This window comes from Streptomyces sp. SID10853 (genome assembly GCF_010548145.1).
Classification (GTDB): Bacteria; Actinomycetota; Actinomycetes; order Streptomycetales; family Streptomycetaceae; genus Streptomyces.
Genome location: NZ_JAAGLN010000154.1, coordinates 1 through 17,036, shown reverse-complemented (window position 1 = coordinate 17,036; position 17,036 = coordinate 1). Strand labels below are relative to the sequence as shown.

At 71.3% G+C, this 17,036-nt stretch carries 17 protein-coding genes; 8 read left to right on the top strand and 9 right to left on the bottom strand.

Annotation, left to right across the window (positions count from 1 at the left end):
• Nucleotides 1-106: 106 nt before the first annotated feature.
• Nucleotides 107-979, top strand: a complete 873-nt coding sequence (locus tag G3I19_RS24815) for an alpha/beta hydrolase (protein WP_164265923.1) — start codon at nucleotides 107-109, stop codon at nucleotides 977-979.
• A gap of 54 nt (nucleotides 980-1,033) precedes the next feature.
• On the opposite strand, the gene G3I19_RS24810 is transcribed toward G3I19_RS24815, so the two are convergent.
• Nucleotides 1,034-1,921, bottom strand: a complete 888-nt coding sequence (locus G3I19_RS24810; RefSeq protein WP_164265922.1) for an NYN domain-containing protein — start codon at nucleotides 1,919-1,921, stop codon at nucleotides 1,034-1,036.
• A 306-nt stretch (nucleotides 1,922-2,227) separates the two neighbouring features.
• Between G3I19_RS24810 and G3I19_RS24805 the strand changes: the two genes are divergently transcribed.
• On the top strand, nucleotides 2,228-2,365 hold the full coding sequence (locus G3I19_RS24805; RefSeq protein ID WP_164265907.1) for a hypothetical protein: 138 nt from the start codon (nucleotides 2,228-2,230) through the stop codon (nucleotides 2,363-2,365).
• Nucleotides 2,366-2,481: 116 nt separating this feature from the next.
• Here G3I19_RS24805 and G3I19_RS24800 read toward each other — a convergent pair whose 3' ends face one another.
• The 3 genes from G3I19_RS24800 to G3I19_RS24790 form a co-directional block, all read right to left on the bottom strand.
• Nucleotides 2,482-3,087, bottom strand: a complete 606-nt coding sequence (locus G3I19_RS24800) for a MarC family protein (RefSeq protein ID WP_164265921.1) — start codon at nucleotides 3,085-3,087, stop codon at nucleotides 2,482-2,484.
• 280 nt (nucleotides 3,088-3,367) lie between these two features.
• Nucleotides 3,368-4,249, bottom strand: coding sequence for a PHP domain-containing protein (locus tag G3I19_RS24795; RefSeq protein ID WP_164265920.1), 882 nt, complete (start codon nucleotides 4,247-4,249; stop codon nucleotides 3,368-3,370).
• Between the two features lie 227 nt (nucleotides 4,250-4,476).
• Nucleotides 4,477-5,112, bottom strand: coding sequence for a DUF6758 family protein (locus G3I19_RS24790; protein ID WP_164265919.1), 636 nt, complete (start codon nucleotides 5,110-5,112; stop codon nucleotides 4,477-4,479).
• A gap of 180 nt (nucleotides 5,113-5,292) precedes the next feature.
• On the opposite strand from G3I19_RS24790, the gene G3I19_RS24785 reads away from it, so the two are divergent.
• Nucleotides 5,293-6,525, top strand: a complete 1,233-nt coding sequence (locus G3I19_RS24785; RefSeq protein WP_164265918.1) for an MFS transporter — start codon at nucleotides 5,293-5,295, stop codon at nucleotides 6,523-6,525.
• Between the two features lie 104 nt (nucleotides 6,526-6,629).
• On the opposite strand, the gene G3I19_RS24780 is transcribed toward G3I19_RS24785, so the two are convergent.
• Nucleotides 6,630-7,289, bottom strand: a complete 660-nt coding sequence (locus tag G3I19_RS24780; protein WP_164265917.1) for a suppressor of fused domain protein — start codon at nucleotides 7,287-7,289, stop codon at nucleotides 6,630-6,632.
• Between the two features lie 433 nt (nucleotides 7,290-7,722).
• On the opposite strand from G3I19_RS24780, the gene G3I19_RS24775 reads away from it, so the two are divergent.
• Complete coding sequence (locus tag G3I19_RS24775; protein WP_164265916.1) at nucleotides 7,723-8,838, top strand: magnesium and cobalt transport protein CorA; 1,116 nt, start codon at nucleotides 7,723-7,725, stop codon at nucleotides 8,836-8,838.
• Between the two features lie 54 nt (nucleotides 8,839-8,892).
• Nucleotides 8,893-9,402 carry a hypothetical protein gene (locus G3I19_RS24770; protein ID WP_164265915.1) on the top strand — a complete coding sequence of 170 codons (510 nt, stop codon included), beginning with the start codon at nucleotides 8,893-8,895 and terminating at the stop codon, nucleotides 9,400-9,402.
• 115 nt (nucleotides 9,403-9,517) lie between these two features.
• Here the strand turns inward: G3I19_RS24770 and G3I19_RS24765 are convergent, their stop codons facing one another.
• On the bottom strand, nucleotides 9,518-10,255 hold the full coding sequence (locus G3I19_RS24765) for a hypothetical protein (RefSeq protein WP_343235197.1): 738 nt from the start codon (nucleotides 10,253-10,255) through the stop codon (nucleotides 9,518-9,520).
• A gap of 173 nt (nucleotides 10,256-10,428) precedes the next feature.
• On the opposite strand from G3I19_RS24765, the gene G3I19_RS24760 reads away from it, so the two are divergent.
• The 3 genes from G3I19_RS24760 to G3I19_RS24750 are packed head-to-tail and all read left to right on the top strand — an operon-like array spanning nucleotide 10,429 to nucleotide 13,523.
• Nucleotides 10,429-11,838 (top strand): CBS domain-containing protein, encoded by a 1,410-nt coding sequence (locus G3I19_RS24760; RefSeq protein WP_164265913.1) that lies wholly within the window; start codon nucleotides 10,429-10,431, stop codon nucleotides 11,836-11,838.
• The gene (locus G3I19_RS24755) at nucleotides 11,828-12,346 is read left to right on the top strand and encodes a DUF1003 domain-containing protein (RefSeq protein WP_164265912.1); all 519 of its coding nucleotides are present in this window, start codon (nucleotides 11,828-11,830) and stop codon (nucleotides 12,344-12,346) included. Before G3I19_RS24760 ends, G3I19_RS24755 begins: the two co-directional genes overlap by 11 nt.
• 43 nt (nucleotides 12,347-12,389) lie before the next feature.
• The gene (locus G3I19_RS24750; RefSeq protein ID WP_164265911.1) at nucleotides 12,390-13,523 is read left to right on the top strand and encodes an Mrp/NBP35 family ATP-binding protein; all 1,134 of its coding nucleotides are present in this window, start codon (nucleotides 12,390-12,392) and stop codon (nucleotides 13,521-13,523) included.
• A 134-nt stretch (nucleotides 13,524-13,657) separates the two neighbouring features.
• Here G3I19_RS24750 and G3I19_RS24745 read toward each other — a convergent pair whose 3' ends face one another.
• The 3 genes from G3I19_RS24745 to G3I19_RS38345 form a co-directional block, all read right to left on the bottom strand.
• Nucleotides 13,658-14,269: a hypothetical protein gene (locus G3I19_RS24745; protein WP_164265910.1), complete on the bottom strand. Its 612-nt coding sequence runs from the start codon at nucleotides 14,267-14,269 to the stop codon at nucleotides 13,658-13,660.
• 82 nt (nucleotides 14,270-14,351) lie between these two features.
• Nucleotides 14,352-14,849: a sec-independent translocase gene (locus G3I19_RS24740; protein WP_164265909.1), complete on the bottom strand. Its 498-nt coding sequence runs from the start codon at nucleotides 14,847-14,849 to the stop codon at nucleotides 14,352-14,354.
• 102 nt (nucleotides 14,850-14,951) lie between these two features.
• A complete protein-coding gene (locus G3I19_RS38345) occupies nucleotides 14,952-16,043 on the bottom strand; it encodes a trypsin-like peptidase domain-containing protein (protein ID WP_343235198.1) in 1,092 nt (363 codons plus the stop codon).
• Between the last annotated feature and the right edge of the window lie 993 nt (nucleotides 16,044-17,036).

Here is a 17,036-nt window from a genome sequence, read left to right as displayed (position 1 = left end):
GGGTGCGCATGTCCGGCGGCGGGGGCGTCCGGGCACCGCTGTCTGTCCCGGGGCCGGTAGGCGCCCGGGCGGTCAGCACCATCTGCCGGGACGCTAGCCTCATGGCATGAGCAGGCCCCTCACCTTCACCCCGCCGCCCGGCACCCGGAGCGGCCCCCTGCAGACCTCCCGCGGCGCCTTCGCCGCGCTGCTGACTCCCGCCGCCGGTCCCGCGGCCTCCGGCCCCGGGCCCACCGCGCTCCTGCTCCCCGGGTTCACCGGGAGCAAGGAGGACTTCACCGCGCTGCTCCAGCCGCTCGCAGCCGCGGGCTACCCCGTCGTCGCCGTGGACGGCCGCGGGCAGTACGAGACCCCCGGACCGGACGGCCAAGAGGCGTACTCCCAGGACGAGTTGGCCCGGGACGTACTGGCTCAGGCAGCGGCGATCGGCGACCCCGTCCATCTGGTCGGGCACTCGCTCGGCGGTCATATCGCCCGCGCGGCGGTCCTGCTCGACGCGGCGCCCTTCGCGTCGTTGACGCTGATCTCCTCCGGTCCCGCCGAGGTCGCCGACGTCCAGAAGCAGAAGCTCAAGCTGCTGAGCGACGCACTCACCCGGCTGGAGATGGCGCAGGTGTGGCAGGCGATGCGCGCGATGGGCCCGCCGCAGGACGCCGACGCGGGGGACGAACCGGCCCTGCGGCGGCGCTGGTTGATGCACAACCCGGCCCAGCTCATCGCCACCGGACGGCAGTTGGCGACCGAACCGGACCGCGTCGGCGAACTCGCCGCCCTCCCGCTCGCCCTGCACGTCATGTCCGGCGAGAGCGACGACGCCTGGCCGGTGCCGCTGCTCGACGAGATGGCCGTACGGCTCGGGGCGGTACGGAGCGTGATCGCGGGCGCCGAGCACTCCCCCAACACCGACCGGCCGGAGCGGACGGCCGAGGCGCTGACGGCGTTCTGGGACGCACAGCGCCGAGCCGGCGCACAGCGCTGAGCTGCGGCCGGGCGGGAGCAGAGCGGGCGCCGGGCCACAGAGGCCCGCGCCTGGTCAGTACTGCGACTGCAGGTGGTTCCAGAAGCCGTCCCGCAGCGCCCGCCGCAGGTCGCCGTGGCCGCGCAGCGACCGCTGGAGCAGCCGTTCCGCCTCGACCAGCAGATCCTGGTCGACCGGGCCCGGCAAGTAGGGGCGCCCCGGCAGCAGTTCGGCCAGGGTCTGACGGCCGCGTTCGGAGAGCCAGGTCGCCGCGATCTGCGCGCCGACGAAGCGGACGTCCTCGCGGGAGGGCAGCGGCGTCCCCTCCTCGTACACCGTGACCGGACGCCGGCCCACGTACGGCTTCCAGAACTCCAGGTCGAAGGTCCGCTGACTGTCGACCTCCCAGAGGAGCGGGTCGGCCTGGTTGCGGCCCTCGCCCGCCTCGATGCCCCAGAGGTGGACGCGCGCTCCGTACCCCTGGGCCGCCTCGACGGCGGAGACCAGGTCCTCGTCACCGCCGACCAGTGCGGCGTCGCTGATCGCACGGTGTCTGGCGAGCGACTCCAGATCCGTGCGGATCAGGGAGTCGACGCCTTTCTGCTGGTTGTTGGCGTTCAGGTTGCCGAGGCGGACCTTGACGTCCGGGAGCTCGGCGATGGACTGCTGTTCGGGGGTGTGGATACGGCGCCGGGCGCCGTCGTACCAGTACACCCGGAGCAGCCTGCTGTCCGCGAAGATGGTCCGCGCCTTGTCGATGAACGCCTCGATCAGGCCCTCCGCGTCCAGGTCGAACGATCTGCGGTCCTCGCTCCCGGTGACCAGCAGGCCGGCCGCGGCGTACACGTATCCGGCGTCGACGAAGATCGCGTGCGTGGAGGGTGTCTTGGACACCTCGGAGAGCACGCGCTGGAGGAGCGCGTTCGTGCGCTCCAGCTGGGCGCTGATATCAGGATCGTTCATACGGGGTTCATTCTCTGCGGCCACCCGGAGTGAGCACAACCTGCGGCCGGTCCGGCCGCCCGGCTCAGCGGCCGCCCGAACCATCGGTCGTTAGGCTCGCGAAAATTTTCTTTAGCGTAGGGAATGTTTGCGGGAAGCAACTCGTTGTCACCTACGGAACGTGTTTGCACACTTCAACACGCAATCCCCACTTAACGGACGGGCAACCGTCCGGACTCAGCGCGGGACAAGACTGTTCAGAGCCCGCACCAGTAGTTCTCCTAGCAGGAGGATCAGACGAAGGGAGAAGCCTTGCGCTTCGAAATCATGCGACTCGATGATGTCGATGGCTCCGCCATGGACAGCACCGTCGTAGACGCCGCCTCCGTCAACCGGATCGTGCAGCAGGCCGCCGCAATCGGCCAGCGCATCTACATCCGCCCGGCCGACACATCGGCTTCGTAACACCGGAAGATTTTCCTGAGGAAGCGCCCCCGTGCAGATGCACGGGGGCGCTGTGCGTTCCGGCCGGGCCCGGCGGAAGGCGTCCTCAGCACGGCCTTGATGACCTGAAGGTGCCCTCAGCCGGCCTTGATGACCTGGGTGATGCCGTTGATGATCTGCTGTACCGCGATCGCGGACAGCATCATCCCGGCGAGCCGGGTCACCAGCACCACACCGCCGTCCTTGATCACCCGGATGATCAGCAGCGAGTACCGCATGGTCACCCAGAGGACCACATGCATGGCGACGATGGCGGCCCACACGGACACCTGCTGGGTCGCGGTGGACGCGTGCTGCACCGCGAGGATCACCGAGACGATCGCACCAGGACCCGCCAGCAGCGGCATGCCCAGCGGTACGAGCGCCACATTGACGTCCTTCGTCTGCGTCGGCTCGTCGGTCTTGCCGGTGAGCAGATCGAGCGCGATGAGCAGCAGGAGCAGGCCGCCGGCGATCATCAGCGCCGGTACGGAGACATGCAGGTAGTCCAGGATCTGCTGGCCCAGCAGACCGAAGACGGCGATCACCCCGAAGGCGACCGCGACCGCCTGTCCGGCCATCCGGCGCTGGACCTTGGCGGGGCGCCCCGCGGTGAGGGCGAGGAAGATCGGAGTGATCCCAGGAGGGTCCATGATCACGAAAAGCGTGACAAAGAGGGATCCGAAAACGGCGACGTCGAACACAGTGAGGGCCTTGCTTGCGTGGAGAGGGTGAGCGGGGACGGTGGTGCCGGAACCGCGGACGCGGACCGGCACCGGAAGGTGGCACGACGGGGCGCGGCACACCGGAAGGTGACAGAACAGGGAGGGAGGGCGGCGGCGCCGGGCGCCTGGCCCGTACAGGCTGCCGCCGCGCGACCCGGGCGAGTCCTTCCGGGCGGGCCCGTTCCGGCGGGCCCGTCCTGGCGGCCAGGATCGAGGCACGAGAGCCCGTACGGAGCCTCCGGCGGGCCGGGCGGAACCGCTAGGCGGAGTGTCCGCCGGCGCCCGGCACCGGGAAGGCGCCGGTCGCGCGCCGGGTGATCTCGCCGTAGACCTCGGGGTGCGTCGTACACGCCCCGAGCTCCACGGATTTCCGGCTGCCGTGGTAGTCGCTGGAGCCCGTGGCCAGCAGCCCCAGGTCGGCGGCGAGCCCGCGCAGCCGGACGCGGGTGGGCTCGTCGTGGTCCATGTGGTCGGCCTCGATGCCGTCGAGTCCGCAGGCGGCCAGATCCGCTATCACGGACTCGGGCACCACCCTGCCCCGCTTGACGGCCTGCGGGTGGGCGAAGACGGTGACACCACCGGCCTGCTTGACCAGCCGGATCGCGGTGAAGGGGTCGAGTTCGTGCTTCTCGGCGTACGCGCGCCCGCCGTCGGCCAGCCACTCGGCGGTGAAGGCGTCGGAGACGGTCTCGACCACACCGAGCCGCACGAGAGCGGTGGCGATGTGCGGACGGCCCAGCGAGGCGTCACCCGCGATGCGCGCCACCTGCTCCCAGGTGATGGGGACGCCCAGCTCCTGGAGCTTGCGGACCATGGCCCTGGCGCGCGGGACGCGGTCGTCCCGTACGAGTTCGCGCTCGCGCAGGAACTCCGGCTCGTCGGGGTCGAAGAGATACGCGAGCATGTGCAGGCCGATGCCGTCGGCCTCCCCGGGCCCCTCCAGCCGGCAGGACAGCTCGGCGCCGGTGACGAGGGTCAGCCCCGCGGGCAGCGCCGCGCGGGCCTCCGCATGGCCGCGGGTGGAGTCGTGGTCGGTGAGCGCGACGACGTCGAGTCCGGCGGCCGCCGCGTTACGCATCAGCTCGGCCGGGGTGTCCGTACCGTCCGAGGCCGTGGAGTGGGTGTGCAGGTCGATGCGCACGACGCGGGACTCCGGAGCTCGGTGACGTAAGACGGTCCGTCCATCGGGGGACGTTCAAGGGTAACCGGCGCACGGAGCTGTCCGGGCCGGTCCGGATCCTGGACAGCGTGCGGTGCGGCACCACCTCACGGAGGGCCCGCCGCCAAAGGCGCCCGTCGGCCCCGGACGCGCGGTCGGCCCAGGAGACGCGGTCGGCCCAGGAGACGCGGTCGGCCCAGGACGCGCGGTCAGCCCAGGATGCGCGGCGACAGCGCCCCGCAGGGCAGCAGTTCCACTTCCGTGCCCACGTCCCGCAGGTCCGTCAGGACCAGTTCGTCGTACATCAGCAGACCCGACTGCTCGGGCCAGAGAATCGCCCACAGCCAGAGTCCGCGCGCCTCCCCGGCGAAGACCGCACGGTCGGTGGGGGACTCGATGCGCCAGAGCGGGGTGGGGCGGCCCGCGGCGAGCACCTTGGCCTGCGGGGGTTTGCCGACATCGATGTACTGGCCGGGGTCGGGGCCCTCGACGCCCGCATAGCGCGCGCCGAGACCGACGGCCTGCTCCTCGGCCACCAGGAGCAGCTCGCCCGGGCCTTCCAGCGGGCCGGGTCCCGAACAGGCGACTGCGGTGGCACGGCCTCCGCTGCGGTCGTCACCCGCGCTGACCACGCCGGTGAAGAGCCAGCCGACGGGGAGCGGCCATGGCATCCAGACGGGCACCCGCGCACGGGAGGCCACGACTTGCAGCGCCTCGACCGTCGGCGGGAGAACCGGCTGCAGCGGACTGATCACGCCGTGCACGTCGCACTGCCACGCGTCGGCGAAGAGGCCGGGTGCCCTGACCCGGCCGCCGCACTTCGGGCAACTGGGTTCGCCCCTCATACCTCCCAACGGTCCTCCCCGGTCGTCACCACGTCAAGGACGATCACCCGTCCGCCGCGTACCCGCCACCGCCCCCTCCTCCACGCGGCCACCGGGAAACTAGATGCATGTTGCATTCATTAGCCTCACTAACTTATTGTGTGTATAACACAACGATCCAACGGAGAGTGAGGGCGTCCCATGCCAGGAAAGGATCCGTTCGACGAAGGGGCCGGAAGCATCCTGCGCCAGCCGATGGCCGTATGGGCCACGGCGGGGGCGTCGGTCGTGGCCTTCATGGGGATCGGGCTCGTCGACCCGATCCTGCCGTCCATCGCGAAGGGCCTGCAGGCGACACCGAGCCAGGTCTCGCTGCTCTTCACCTCCTACTTCCTGATCACCGCAGTCGCGATGCTGGTCACCGGCTGGGTCTCCAGCCGGATCGGCGGCAAGAAGACGCTGCTGGCCGGGCTCGCCCTGGTCGTGGTCTTCGCCGCCCTCTCGGGCACCTCGGGCTCCGTCGGCGAACTGGTCGGCTTCCGGGCCGGCTGGGGTCTCGGCAACGCGCTCTTCGTCTCCACCGCGCTCGCCGTCATCGTCGGCGCCGCGGCGGGTGGCAGCGCCGCCGCGATCCTGCTGTACGAATCGGCGCTCGGCCTGGGAATGGCGTGCGGGCCGCTGGTCGGCGCCCTGCTCGGCAACGCCAGCTGGCGCTATCCGTTCTTCGGCACCGCGGCCCTGATGGCCATCGGCTTCATCTGCATCTCGTTCCTGCTCAAGGAACAGCCGAAGCCGGCGAAGAAGACCTCGCTGCTCGACCCGATCAGGGCGCTCGGCCACGGCGGGCTCGCGTCCGTGGCGGGATCGGCGTTCTTCTACAACTACGCGTTCTTCACGGTCCTGGCCTTCACACCGTTCGTGCTGAACATGACGCCGTACAAGTCGGGCGCGGTCTTCTTCGGCTGGGGCCTGCTGCTCGCGGTGTTCTCCGTACTGGTGGCGCCCCGGCTCCAGGAGCGCTTCGGCACCCTCAAGGTGCTGGGGGCCTCCCTGGTGCTGCTCGCCGCCGACCTGGTGGTCCTCGGCTACGGCAGCCACACCACGGCCATCGTCTGCACGATCCTGTCCGGCGCCTTCATCGGCCTCAACAACACCGTCTACACGGAGCTCGCGCTCGGCGTATCGGACGCGCCGCGCCCGGTGGCGAGCGCGGGCTACAACTTCGTCCGCTGGTTCGCGGCGGCCGCTGCGCCCTTCCTCGCCCCGCACATCGAGGGCTGGACCGACATCCACATCCCCTTCGTGGTGGCCGCGGCGGCCGCGGTGGTCGGTGCGCTGGTCGTATGGGTACGGCGCGGGGCACTGACCCACGAGGCGGAGGAGCTGGAGCCGGTCCACGCGACCGAGGACGGCGTGTCCGCCTTCGTGAACTGAACGGACGGGCGGGCCGGCGGGCGGATCCCGCGGACCGGCCCGGCCGGATCGGACCGGCCGGTCCGGCCCGGCCCGGTTGTTCAGTCCGGACGCAGCCCGGCGGATCAGTCCAGTTGCACGGACCTGCGCAGCGGATCGCGCAGGTCCGTTCCGCGCGCCAGCCAGCGTTCCTGGAGTTCCGCGGCGCCGTGCACCCGCTTCCACGCCGCCTCGTTGTCCGTCATCGGCAGCAGCGGCAGAAAGCGGACGGGGTCCATCGGGGCGTCCAGCTCCAGGTCCTCCACGAGCCCGCCGGGCTCGGCGACCAGCACCGAGCTGAACGGGGCACCGCTCCACAGCGGTTCGCCGACGTCGAGCGAGGCGCCCGGCGCCACGACGACCCCCTCCACCTGCGGCGAAGCGGCCAGCACAGCGAGCGGCCTGAGGACCTTGTCGGTGTCGGCGACCCCGGCACGCACCGAGAGGACCAGCTCGGCGCGCGGGCCCTGCACCGGGTCGGCGAACGAGACCGACAGGGGCGCCGCGAAGCCGCTCGTCGAGGAGCGGCGGTCGGGCGAGGGGCCGGCCGGGTCGGCCATGGGGTACGCGGACATCCCGAGCGTGGCGTAGCGGACGACGGCCGGATCCCGGGCGTCATCACCGGCGGCCACGAAGCGCAGCACCTCGATCCGGTCCGTGCCGAGGAACGTCACAGCCGCGCGGGCGTCCGGCTCACCCAGCGCTGAGCGCAGCCGGGCTTCGACCAGAGCGAGAACATCTGCCATGAGCCGAGCATAGAGCGCGTATCGAACAGGCAAAGTGGGGGCTTGACGCTTCAGCCGACTGATAGTCTTGGCCGCTGGTCAGGGCAGCATCATTGTCCCCTACGGGGGACCGGCCGGAGGAGGTGGGACTGCGATGGATCGAGATCCGAGTCGACCGTGCAGTACAAGCCGCTCTTCCGCGCACTGCTCGTGTTCTCTGTGACCTGAGACCCTGCATACCCGGCCGCCACACCGGGAAACCTCCTGAGTCTCATGGTATTTCGCACGCCGGAAGAGCACCTCGCTTCTGTCTGATCCGTGTCTGTAGCGAACGCCGTCACCGCGACGCCGCGGTTCCGCCCGCTTTGCGGACGTATGAGAACTCCACCTCGATACGCCCCCATTCCGGGCAGTGCCACGCCCGCCGACGGCCTCTCCGTGAAGGAGCCCCGCCATGTCGATGATCCGTGACCTGCGCGCAGCGGTCCGTCCCTCCCTGCGCAAGAGCAGCTCCACGCACAGCAATTACGACCCCACCCGCGACCCGTCGGCCAGCAGCGCCGTCGTGGACTGCGCGGTCTACCGGGACGGCGTACGCGAAGCGGGCAAGAAGTGCCTGACACCGCGCGAGGCGCTGAAGCGCGCCCATGAGTCCGGCGGTTTCACCTGGATCGGGCTCCATGAGCCGACCGAGGAGGAGTTCTCCGGTATCGCCGCCGAGTTCGGGCTGCACCCGCTCGCGGTCGAGGACGCCGTACACGCCCACCAGCGGCCGAAGCTGGAGCGGTACGACGACACCCTCTTCACCGTCTTCAAGACCATCCACTACGTCGAGCACGCCGAACTGACCTCCACCAGCGAGGTGGTCGAGACCGGCGAGGTGATGTGCTTCACCGGACGGGACTTCGTCATCACCGTCCGGCACGGTGGCCAGGGCTCGCTGCGCGCGCTGCGCCACCGGCTCCAGGAGGACGCCGAACTGCTCGCCAAGGGCCCGTCCGCCGTGCTGCACGCCATCGCCGACCAGGTGGTCGACGGCTATCTGGCGGTCGCCTCCGCCGTGCAGGACGACATCGACGAGGTCGAGATCGACGTCTTCTCCGAGCCCGCGAAGGGGACTTCGCGCGGCACCGACGCGGGACGCATCTACCAGCTGAAGCGTGAGGTGCTGGAGTTCAAGCGGGCCGTCTCGCCGCTGCTGCGCCCGATGCAGCAGCTCAGTGAACGGCCGATGCGGCTGGTCGACCCGGACATCCAGAAGTACTTCCGTGATGTCGCCGACCACCTGGCGCGGGTCCAGGAGCAGGTCGTCGGCTTCGACGACCTGCTGAACTCGATCCTCCAGGCGAACCTGGCGCAGGCGACGGTCGCGCAGAACGAGGACATGCGCAAGATCACCGCGTGGGCGGCCATCATCGCCGTGCCGACGATGATCACGGGCGTGTACGGCATGAACTTCCATCACATGCCCGAGCTGCGCTGGCGGTACGGCTACCCCATGGTGATGGTGGGGATCCTGGCCCTGTGTGTGGGCATCCACCGCACCCTGAAGCGGAACGGCTGGCTCTGAAGGAGCCGCCTACCGGCACGGAGCCTGCCCGCACCCGGCCCTTACCCTGGGCGCATGACACAGACCTTCCTTGAGCGGGCCCTCGTCGAGGAGGCCACCAAGAAGTCCGGCCTCATCTGGGTGCGGGGCACCGGCCCGGCGCGGGCGCTCTGGCATGTCTGGCACGACGGCGGCGCGCTGCTCGTCGGGGACGGCCCCGGGGAACAGCCGCTGCCCGGGCTGGCCGACGGCGGGACGGCCGAAGTCACCGTGCGCAGCAAGGACAAGGGCGGCCGGCTGGTCGTCTGGGCCGCGGTGACGGCGGAGCTCGCGCCCCGCTCGGAGGCGTGGGAGGCGGCCGTCGCCGAGCTCAAGGGCAAGCGGCTGAACGCCCCGGACGGCGAGGCGATGGTGGAGCGCTGGGCGCGGGAGTGCCGGGTGGTGCGGCTCGTCCCGGACGGGACCCGCACGGAGCTGCCCGACGGTTCGCTCGCCGCCGCGCCCCTGGCCACACCGGCGACGACCCGTCAGGAGATCCCGGCGGGCCTCCCCAAGCTGCTGCTGAGGCGCAAACGCCGCCGGTGACCTGTGGCCCGGGGCGCACGCGCGGGCACCCCGGGCCCGCACGCCCGTGACCGGCGGCCCTGAGTTCACGCGCCGATAGCCCGGCCCCGCTCGCCGGTGACCGGCGCCTCGGGACTCATGACGCGGGCAGCTCAGGTCCGTAGTCCACCGTGTCGCTCTTGTCCGGCGCCTTCAGTGCGACGTCCGTGTTCCACTCCGTCAGCTGGAGCGTGCCGGCGCCGCCCGCCCGCTCGAACCGCAGCGGGTACGGGGTCCCCTTCAGCGACACGTCGAGCGTGCCGCCCCGGCCGTCGCCGCCGGTGACCTGGATCGCCGGGGCGCCGCCCACCTTGGTCCTGTCGCCCTTGCCCAGTGAGCCGTGCAGCCCCAGCAGCCCGTCGAGCAGGGTGTGCATATCGGTGAACCCGCGGAACTGCGCGTACGCCGGGTCCTTCTTCGGCACCTTGACGTACTTGTCGTCGAGCTTGCCCGCCGCGGCGGCGCCGCTCTTGCCGCCGGTCTGCTTCCAGAAGCCCGCGCCGGCCTTCACATAGAGCGCGTCGCCGATCCGCAGCAGCGCGAACGTACTGCTCTTCGACGTGACCGAGCCGGTGCCGCCGTCCGCGTTGAGCCGCATGTTCAGCTGGTACGGGCCGCCCTTGCCGATGAGCGTGCCGGAGACCCGTACCGCCTTGGCCGCGTCCGCCGCCGTGCGCGCCTTCGTCTCGATCTCCTTCGCGGAGAGCTTGCCGACCCCGTTGGTGCCCGCGTCCGGGTCGCCCGAACAGGCCGCCGGCGACACCGCGAGAGCGGCGCACAGCGCGCCTGCGAGTCCTGCCCTGCGGGCCCGGGCGGCCGGGGGAAATGCAGCCACGTGCGCACTGCCTCTCATACGAGTGTCCTCACCAGGAAACCGCAGCGTACCCGGGTCCCCCGCACGAACCGGAAGACAGCCATCCGGACCCACTGCCGGGGCGGCACGGAACGGGACGGGCTAACGTGAGCCCGGAGCGAGCACGGCACGGAGCGTACGAGGAGGAGGCGCGGATGGCGGCAGGCGTCCCCCGGATCTTCGTCTCGCACCTCGCCGGGGTCTCCGTCTTCGACCCGAACGGCGACCAGGTCGGCCGCGTCCGTGACCTCGTCGCGATGCTGCGGGTCGGTACGCGTCCGCCGCGGCTGCTGGGGCTCGTCGTCGAAGTGGTCGGCCGCCGCCGGATCTTCCTGCCGATGACCCGGGTCACCGGTATCGAGTCGGGGCAGGTCATCACCACCGGCGTGGTCAATGTGCGCCGCTTCGAACAGCGCCCCACCGAGCGGCTCGTCCTCGGCGAGCTCCTCGACCGGCGGGTGCGGCTGACCGGCACCGACGAACAGGTGACCGTCCTTGACGTCTCCGTGCAGCAGCTTCCGGCCCGCCGCGACTGGGAGATCGACAAGGTCTTCGTACGGAAGGGGAAGGGCGGCGCGCTGCGGCGCAAGGGCGAGACACTGACCGTGGAGTGGTCGGGGGTCACCGGCTTCTCGCTGGAGGAGGAGGGGCAGGGCGCCGAGAGCCTGGTCGCCACCTTCGAGGAGCTGCGCCCGGCCGACCTCGCCAATGTGATGCACCATCTGTCGCCCAAGCGCCGGGCCGAGGTGGCCGCCGCTCTGGACGACGACCGGCTCGCCGACGTACTGGAGGAGCTGCCCGAGGACGACCAGGTGGAGATCCTCGGCAAGCTCCAGGAGGAGCGCGCCGCCGACGTCCTGGAGGCGATGGACCCGGACGACGCCGCCGACCTGCTGAGCGAGCTGCCCGAGGAGGACAAGGAGCGGCTGCTGACGCTGATGCGGCCGGACGACGCGGCCGATGTGCGGCGGCTGCTCTCCTACGAGGAGCGGACAGCGGGCGGTCTGATGACGACCGAGCCGATCGTGCTGCGCCCGGACGCGACGATCGCCGACGCGCTGGCCCGTGTACGCAAGGAGGACCTCTCCCCCGCGCTGGCCGCGCAGGTGTACGTGTGCCGGCCGCCGGACGAGACGCCGACCGGGAAGTATCTGGGCGCCGTGCACTTCCAGCGGCTGCTGCGCGACCCCCCGTTCACCCTGGTCGGCGCGATCGTCGACAGCGACCTGCCACCGCTGCCGCCGACGGCCACGCTGCCGGTGCTGACCAGCTATCTCGCCGCGTACAACCTGCTCGCGGCGCCCGTCGTGGACGAGAGCGGCTCACTGCTCGGGGTGGTCACCGTCGACGACGTGCTCGACCACCTGCTGCCGAGCGACTGGCGCGAGACCGACTTCCACCAGGACTCCGGTGTGCCCGACGACCGGCCGGCTGAGGACGACCGGCCCGCCGATGACGACGGCCGGCCCCCTCCGGACGCGCCCGGCGAGCCGAAATCCCCGGCAGGTCCCGACAGGCCCGCCGGTCCTGACGGCCGCCCCGCGGAGGCCGCCGATGACCGCTGAGCAGACGTCCAGGGGCCGGCTCGACCAGCCGCTCGCGCCGCGGCGGCGCTGGCTGCCGGAGTACGACCCGGAGTCCTTCGGCCGGATGTCGGAGCGTGTGGCACGGTTCCTGGGCACCGGGCGGTTCATCGTCTGGATGACCGTCGTCATCGTCATCTGGGTGGTGTGGAACACCTGGGCGCCGCACGCGCTGCGCTTCGACCCGTTCCCCTTCATCTTCCTGACCCTGGTGCTCTCGCTCCAGGCGTCGTACGCGGCCCCGCTGATCCTCCTCGCGCAGAACCGCCAGGACGACCGGGACCGCGTCAACCTGGAGCAGGACCGCAACCAGAACGAACGGTCCATCGCCGACACCGAGTACCTCACCCGGGAGATCGCCGCGCTCCGGATGGGCCTGGGCGAGGTCGCCACCCGGGACTGGATCAGGTCCGAACTCCAGGACCTGGTGAAGGACCTCGCGGAGCGCGGCCAGGTATTCCCGCGGGAAAGTGACGAAGCCGACCACTGACCGCTCTTTCCCGGGGCGGCGGTGGGCGCCGTACCATCGACGCATGGCTATGGAAGACGCGGTGCGTGAAGCACTGGCGACAGTGAACGACCCCGAGATCCACCGTCCGATCACCGAACTCGGCATGGTCAAATCGGTCGACATCGGAGCGGACGGGGCGGTCGCTGTCACGGTCTACCTCACCGTCTCCGGCTGCCCGATGCGCGAGACCATCACCACCAACGTCACCGACGCGGTCGCCCGGGTCGAGGGTGTGACCGCGGTCAGCGTCGAGCTGGACGTGATGAGCGACGAGCAGCGCAAGGAGCTCGCCGACTCGCTGCGCGGCGGCACCGCCGAGCGCGAGGTGCCCTTCGCCAAGCCCGGCTCGCTGACCCGGGTGTACGCGGTCGCCTCCGGCAAGGGCGGCGTCGGCAAGTCGTCGGTCACGGTGAACCTGGCCGCGGCGCTGGCCGCCGACGGTCTGAAGGTCGGCGTGGTCGACGCGGACATCTACGGGCACAGCGTGCCGCGGATGCTCGGCGCGTACGGCCGGCCCACCCAGGTCGAGAACATGATCATGCCGCCGTCGGCGCACGGCGTGAAGGTCATCTCGATCGGCATGTTCACCCCGGGCAACGCCCCGGTGGTGTGGCGCGGGCCGATGCTGCACCGCGCGCTCCAGCAGTTCCTGGCGGACGTCTACTGGGGCGACCTCGACGTGCTCCTGCTCGACCTGCCGCCGGGCACCGGCGACATCGCGATCTCGGTGGCGCAGCTCGTGCCGAACGCCGAGATCCTGGTGGTCACCACCCCGCAGCAGGCCGCGGCCGAGGTGGCCGAGCGGGCCGGTTCCATCGCCGTGCAGACGCACCAGAAGATCGTCGGTGTCGTCGAGAACATGTCGGGCCTGCCCTGCCCGCACTGCGACGAGATGGTCGACGTCTTCGGCACGGGCGGCGGCCAGAAGGTGGCCGAGGGTCTGACGAAGACCACCGGGGCGACGGTGCCGGTGCTCGGCTCCATCCCGATCGACGTACGGCTGCGCGAGGGCGGCGACGAGGGCAAGCCCGTCGTGCTGACCGACCCGGACTCCCCGGCGGGCGCCGCGCTGCGGGAGATCGCGGGCAAGCTGAGCAGCCGTCAGCGCGGTCTGGCGGGCATGTCGCTGGGGGTCACCCCGCGCAACAAGTTCTAGCGGGACAGCAGAAAGACCCGGGGGCGGCCGCCGAAGCGGACCGCCCCCGGGTCTTTCTCTGCCTGCTCCGTGTGCCGGCGCTGTCTGCCGGCCTTGTCTGCGGGCCCTGTCTGCCGGCTCTGTGTGCTGTCGCGTCACACGTACGTGGTGATGTCCTTGACCACGGCGAATCCCAGCCCGTACGCACTCATCCCGCGCCCGTACGCCCCCAGGTGCACCCCGGTCACGGTGGCCCCGGCCAGCACCCAGCCGAACTCGGCCTCGCGGTAGGCGAACGGTGTCGGCACCCCGTCCACCGGCAGCGTCAGCTCCGACCACTCGGGGCCTGACAGGTCGTCGGCCAGCTCGAACGCGGCCTCGGTCTGCTGGTCGACCCAGTCGTCGCGCAGGGTGTGGTCCAGCTGGGCGGGCCAGGTGCAGGCGAGCAGGCCGGACCCGGCGAGCCAGGCCGCCGACGAGACCGAGGTGGCCTCCAGTACGCCCGTACCGTCACTGCTGCGCCGCACAGGGCTGGACGCGATGGTCACCACGGCGGCAAAGTGTTCCTTGTCCGGTTGCGCGTCGGGTCTCACCGATGGCTCGTCTCCGTGGCCCAGTGAGCCGTGCTGGACCGTGCCGTCGGCCGCGACGCCCACCTGCATCAGCCGCCGCCGGCCGGTGAACGCCTCGTCCAGTCCGTACCAGGAAAAGGGCGCCTTCAGATAGTCGTCGACCGCGTGGGTCCCTGTCCGACTCGTCGTCTCCATGTGCCGGCCGCCTCCTCGATCCTCAGCGTCCGAAGCGGCCCACCCCCACGGGCGCCCTCACTGCCGGACAGATGGAGAATACTCAGGTGGCGTCGGCGTCGAACGGCGGACGCTCGTCGGTGTCGACCGTCACACTCTTCTTCTGCAGGTCAGGACCGCTCTTCTTCAGCAGGTCCGGGCCTGTCGATGAGCCATTGGCGCTACTCGGGGCGATCTCGGCCGCGGTCTCCGTGTCGTCATCGGCGATGCTCGACCTGCCGTTCACCACATCGGTGATCTCGGAGATCTCCTTCTTCAGGTCGAAGCTGCTCCGGATCTCCTTGAGCCCCAGCTCGTCGCTGCCGTCCATGAGCTGCTTGCGCACGAACGTCTTCGGGTTCAGGTCCTCGAACTCGAAGTCCTTGAACTCGGGACCCAGTTCGGTACGGATGTCCTCCTTGGCGCTCTCGGAGAACTCGCGGATCTTCCGGATCGTGCGGGTGACGTCCTGGATGACCTTCGGCAGCTTGTCCGGGCCGAAAACAATCACGGCGAGCACCACGAGCGTCACGATCTCGAGGGGGCCTACGTCATTGAACACTTTTGCTCCTGGTGTTCTCCGCGGCCCGCAGGTCGGGGTGTGGTCCGGGCCCCGACCACGGTACCCGGCGAAGCTGCCAGGACGGTACCTTCCACCGGTCTTTCATGTGCCGTCGGCCGATCCAAGAGTCAAGGTCACAGGCCGGTCCCGGCCGTCCCGGCGGACCGTGAGGGCCAGCCGGTCGCCCGGGCGGTGTGCCCGGATCCTGCTGATCAGTTCCTGGGAGCTGTGCACCGGTTCACCGTCCACACCTGTGATGATGTCCCCCGCCGCGATGCCGGCACCGGCCCCGGCACCCCCCGGTGCGACCGCGGGACCGCCGTCGTTCGCCCGGGCCGCCACCCGGGCGCCGTCGCCCGCGTACTTCATGTCGAGTGTGATACCGATCACGGGGTGGGCGGCCCTGCCCTTGTTGATCAGCTCCTCGGCGACGCGCTTCGCCTGGTTGATGGGGATGGCGAACCCGAGCCCGATCGAGCCGCCCTGGCCGCCGCCCGATTCCGCGCTGCTGTCGTCGGCGGCGCGGATGGCGCTGTTGATGCCGATGACCCGGGCCTTGGCGTCGACCAGCGGGCCGCCCGAATTGCCCGGGTTGATCGGGGCATCGGTCTGGAGCGCGTCGATATAGCTGACGTCGCTGATGCCGCTGCCCTGGTTCTTGCCGCCGCCCGAGGTGATCGGGCGGTCCTTGGCGCTGATGATGCCCGCGGTCACCGTGCTGGGCAGGTCGAAGGGGGCGCCGATGGCCACGACCGGGTCGCCCACCTGCACGTTGTCGGAGTTGCCCAGCGGCAGCGGGGTGAGCCCGGAGACTCCGCTGACCTTGACCACGGCCAGGTCGTAACCGGCGTCCCTGCCGACGACCCGGGCCCTGGCGCTCTGGCCGCCGTTGAACGTGACGGTGATGTCGCCCGCGGAGCCGGCCGGCTCGACCACATGGTCGTTCGTGAGGATGCGCCCCTCCCGGTCGAGGACGAAGCCGGTGCCGGTGTCCGCCACGCCGCTGCCGCTGACATGCAGGGTGACCACGCCGGGCAGCGCGCTCGCCGCGATCCCCGCCACGGTGCCCGGCGCGCGGGCGGGGCTCTCCCTGCCGGCCTGCGGGAGCCGGACGTCCGCGAACGAACCGTTCAGCACGGAGTACGCGCCCAGGCCGCCGCCGATGACCCCGGTGACCAGCGCGACCACCACCATGACCACGACCGCTCCGCGTCGGCGCCGCTTCTCACCGCCGGTGGGCGGAGGTGCGGGCAGGGGCGGAGATGCCGGCGGGGCCGATACGGGTGGCGTGCCCCACGGGTCGTAACGCAGCCACTGGGACGGCGGATGGGCCTGCGGTTGCGATTGCGGCTGCGGCTCCTGGGGGTGGGGCTGAGGGCGGTGGGACAGAAGCGGCTGCTGGGGCGGGAGGGGCTGGTGATGGGCCTGCGGTACGTGGTGCTGGGGAGGCTGCACGGCACCTGTGGCATGCGGTGGGACGCAGGTGCCGCCGCCGGGCGTGGGAACAACGGGCCGCTGGACGGGCGGGGCGGGGGCCCAGGGGCCCGGTCCGCCGTAGGGCGGGGTGCCGTAGGGGTCGGGGTCGTGCAGCGTCCGCGGGCGGGCAGCAGGAGCGTCGTCCGTCACGGGCGGGGTACGGGTGGAGCCCGCGGGGGTCTCCGGCCGGGTCAGTGGCTGGGGCAGTGGCTGGGGCAGCACCTCGGGTCTGAGCGGGGGCAGCGGCGCACGCAGCGGCGATCCGGGCCCGGATATGTGCCCCGACAGGACTCCGGCCGACGCCCCGGGGGCGGGGCGGTGCGGCGGCAGGGCCTGGTCCTGTGGTGATCGCGGGGTCGGCCCGAGTCCCGGTCCACCCGGGCCGGTGGGGGTTCCCGGGTCCTTCCGGGGGCCCGGCTGTGGGCCTGGACTGCTCGGCGCCGGGTGGCCCGGTGCGGGCCTGCTCCACCACATCGCGGCCTGCTCGGTGGGCTTCCCGTCGTCCATGCTCTCCCCGCACCTGCCCCATGCTCCACCTGCCCTGTGGCGGGCAGCCTTTCAGGGATTCAACCAGGTTTCCAGGGGATGGAGCCCGCTCAGTGCCGGGCGGAAGCCGGCAGACCCGAGGTGCCGGGAGCGGCGAGCGGGGCGGCCGGCGGGGTGGCCGCCGGGCTCGGCGGGTCGGCCGGCTGTGCGGGCTCGGCGGGCGGG

Coding starts and splice junctions, on each gene's coding strand:
- G3I19_RS24815 (WP_164265923.1), top strand. CDS start 107: ATGAGCAGGCCCCTCACCTTCACCCCGCCGCCCGGCACCCGGAGCGGC.
- G3I19_RS24810 (WP_164265922.1), bottom strand. CDS start 1,921: ATGAACGATCCTGATATCAGCGCCCAGCTGGAGCGCACGAACGCGCTC.
- G3I19_RS24805 (WP_164265907.1), top strand. CDS start 2,228: ATGCGACTCGATGATGTCGATGGCTCCGCCATGGACAGCACCGTCGTA.
- G3I19_RS24790 (WP_164265919.1), bottom strand. CDS start 5,112: ATGAGGGGCGAACCCAGTTGCCCGAAGTGCGGCGGCCGGGTCAGGGCA.
- G3I19_RS24785 (WP_164265918.1), top strand. CDS start 5,293: ATGCCAGGAAAGGATCCGTTCGACGAAGGGGCCGGAAGCATCCTGCGC.
- G3I19_RS24780 (WP_164265917.1), bottom strand. CDS start 7,289: ATGGCAGATGTTCTCGCTCTGGTCGAAGCCCGGCTGCGCTCAGCGCTG.
- G3I19_RS24775 (WP_164265916.1), top strand. CDS start 7,723: ATGTCGATGATCCGTGACCTGCGCGCAGCGGTCCGTCCCTCCCTGCGC.
- G3I19_RS24770 (WP_164265915.1), top strand. CDS start 8,893: ATGACACAGACCTTCCTTGAGCGGGCCCTCGTCGAGGAGGCCACCAAG.
- G3I19_RS24760 (WP_164265913.1), top strand. CDS start 10,429: ATGGCGGCAGGCGTCCCCCGGATCTTCGTCTCGCACCTCGCCGGGGTC.
- G3I19_RS24755 (WP_164265912.1), top strand. CDS start 11,828: ATGACCGCTGAGCAGACGTCCAGGGGCCGGCTCGACCAGCCGCTCGCG.
- G3I19_RS24750 (WP_164265911.1), top strand. CDS start 12,390: ATGGCTATGGAAGACGCGGTGCGTGAAGCACTGGCGACAGTGAACGAC.
- G3I19_RS24745 (WP_164265910.1), bottom strand. CDS start 14,269: ATGGAGACGACGAGTCGGACAGGGACCCACGCGGTCGACGACTATCTG.
- G3I19_RS38345 (WP_343235198.1), bottom strand. CDS start 16,043: ATGGTGGTGGTCGCGCTGGTCACCGGGGTCATCGGCGGCGGCCTGGGC.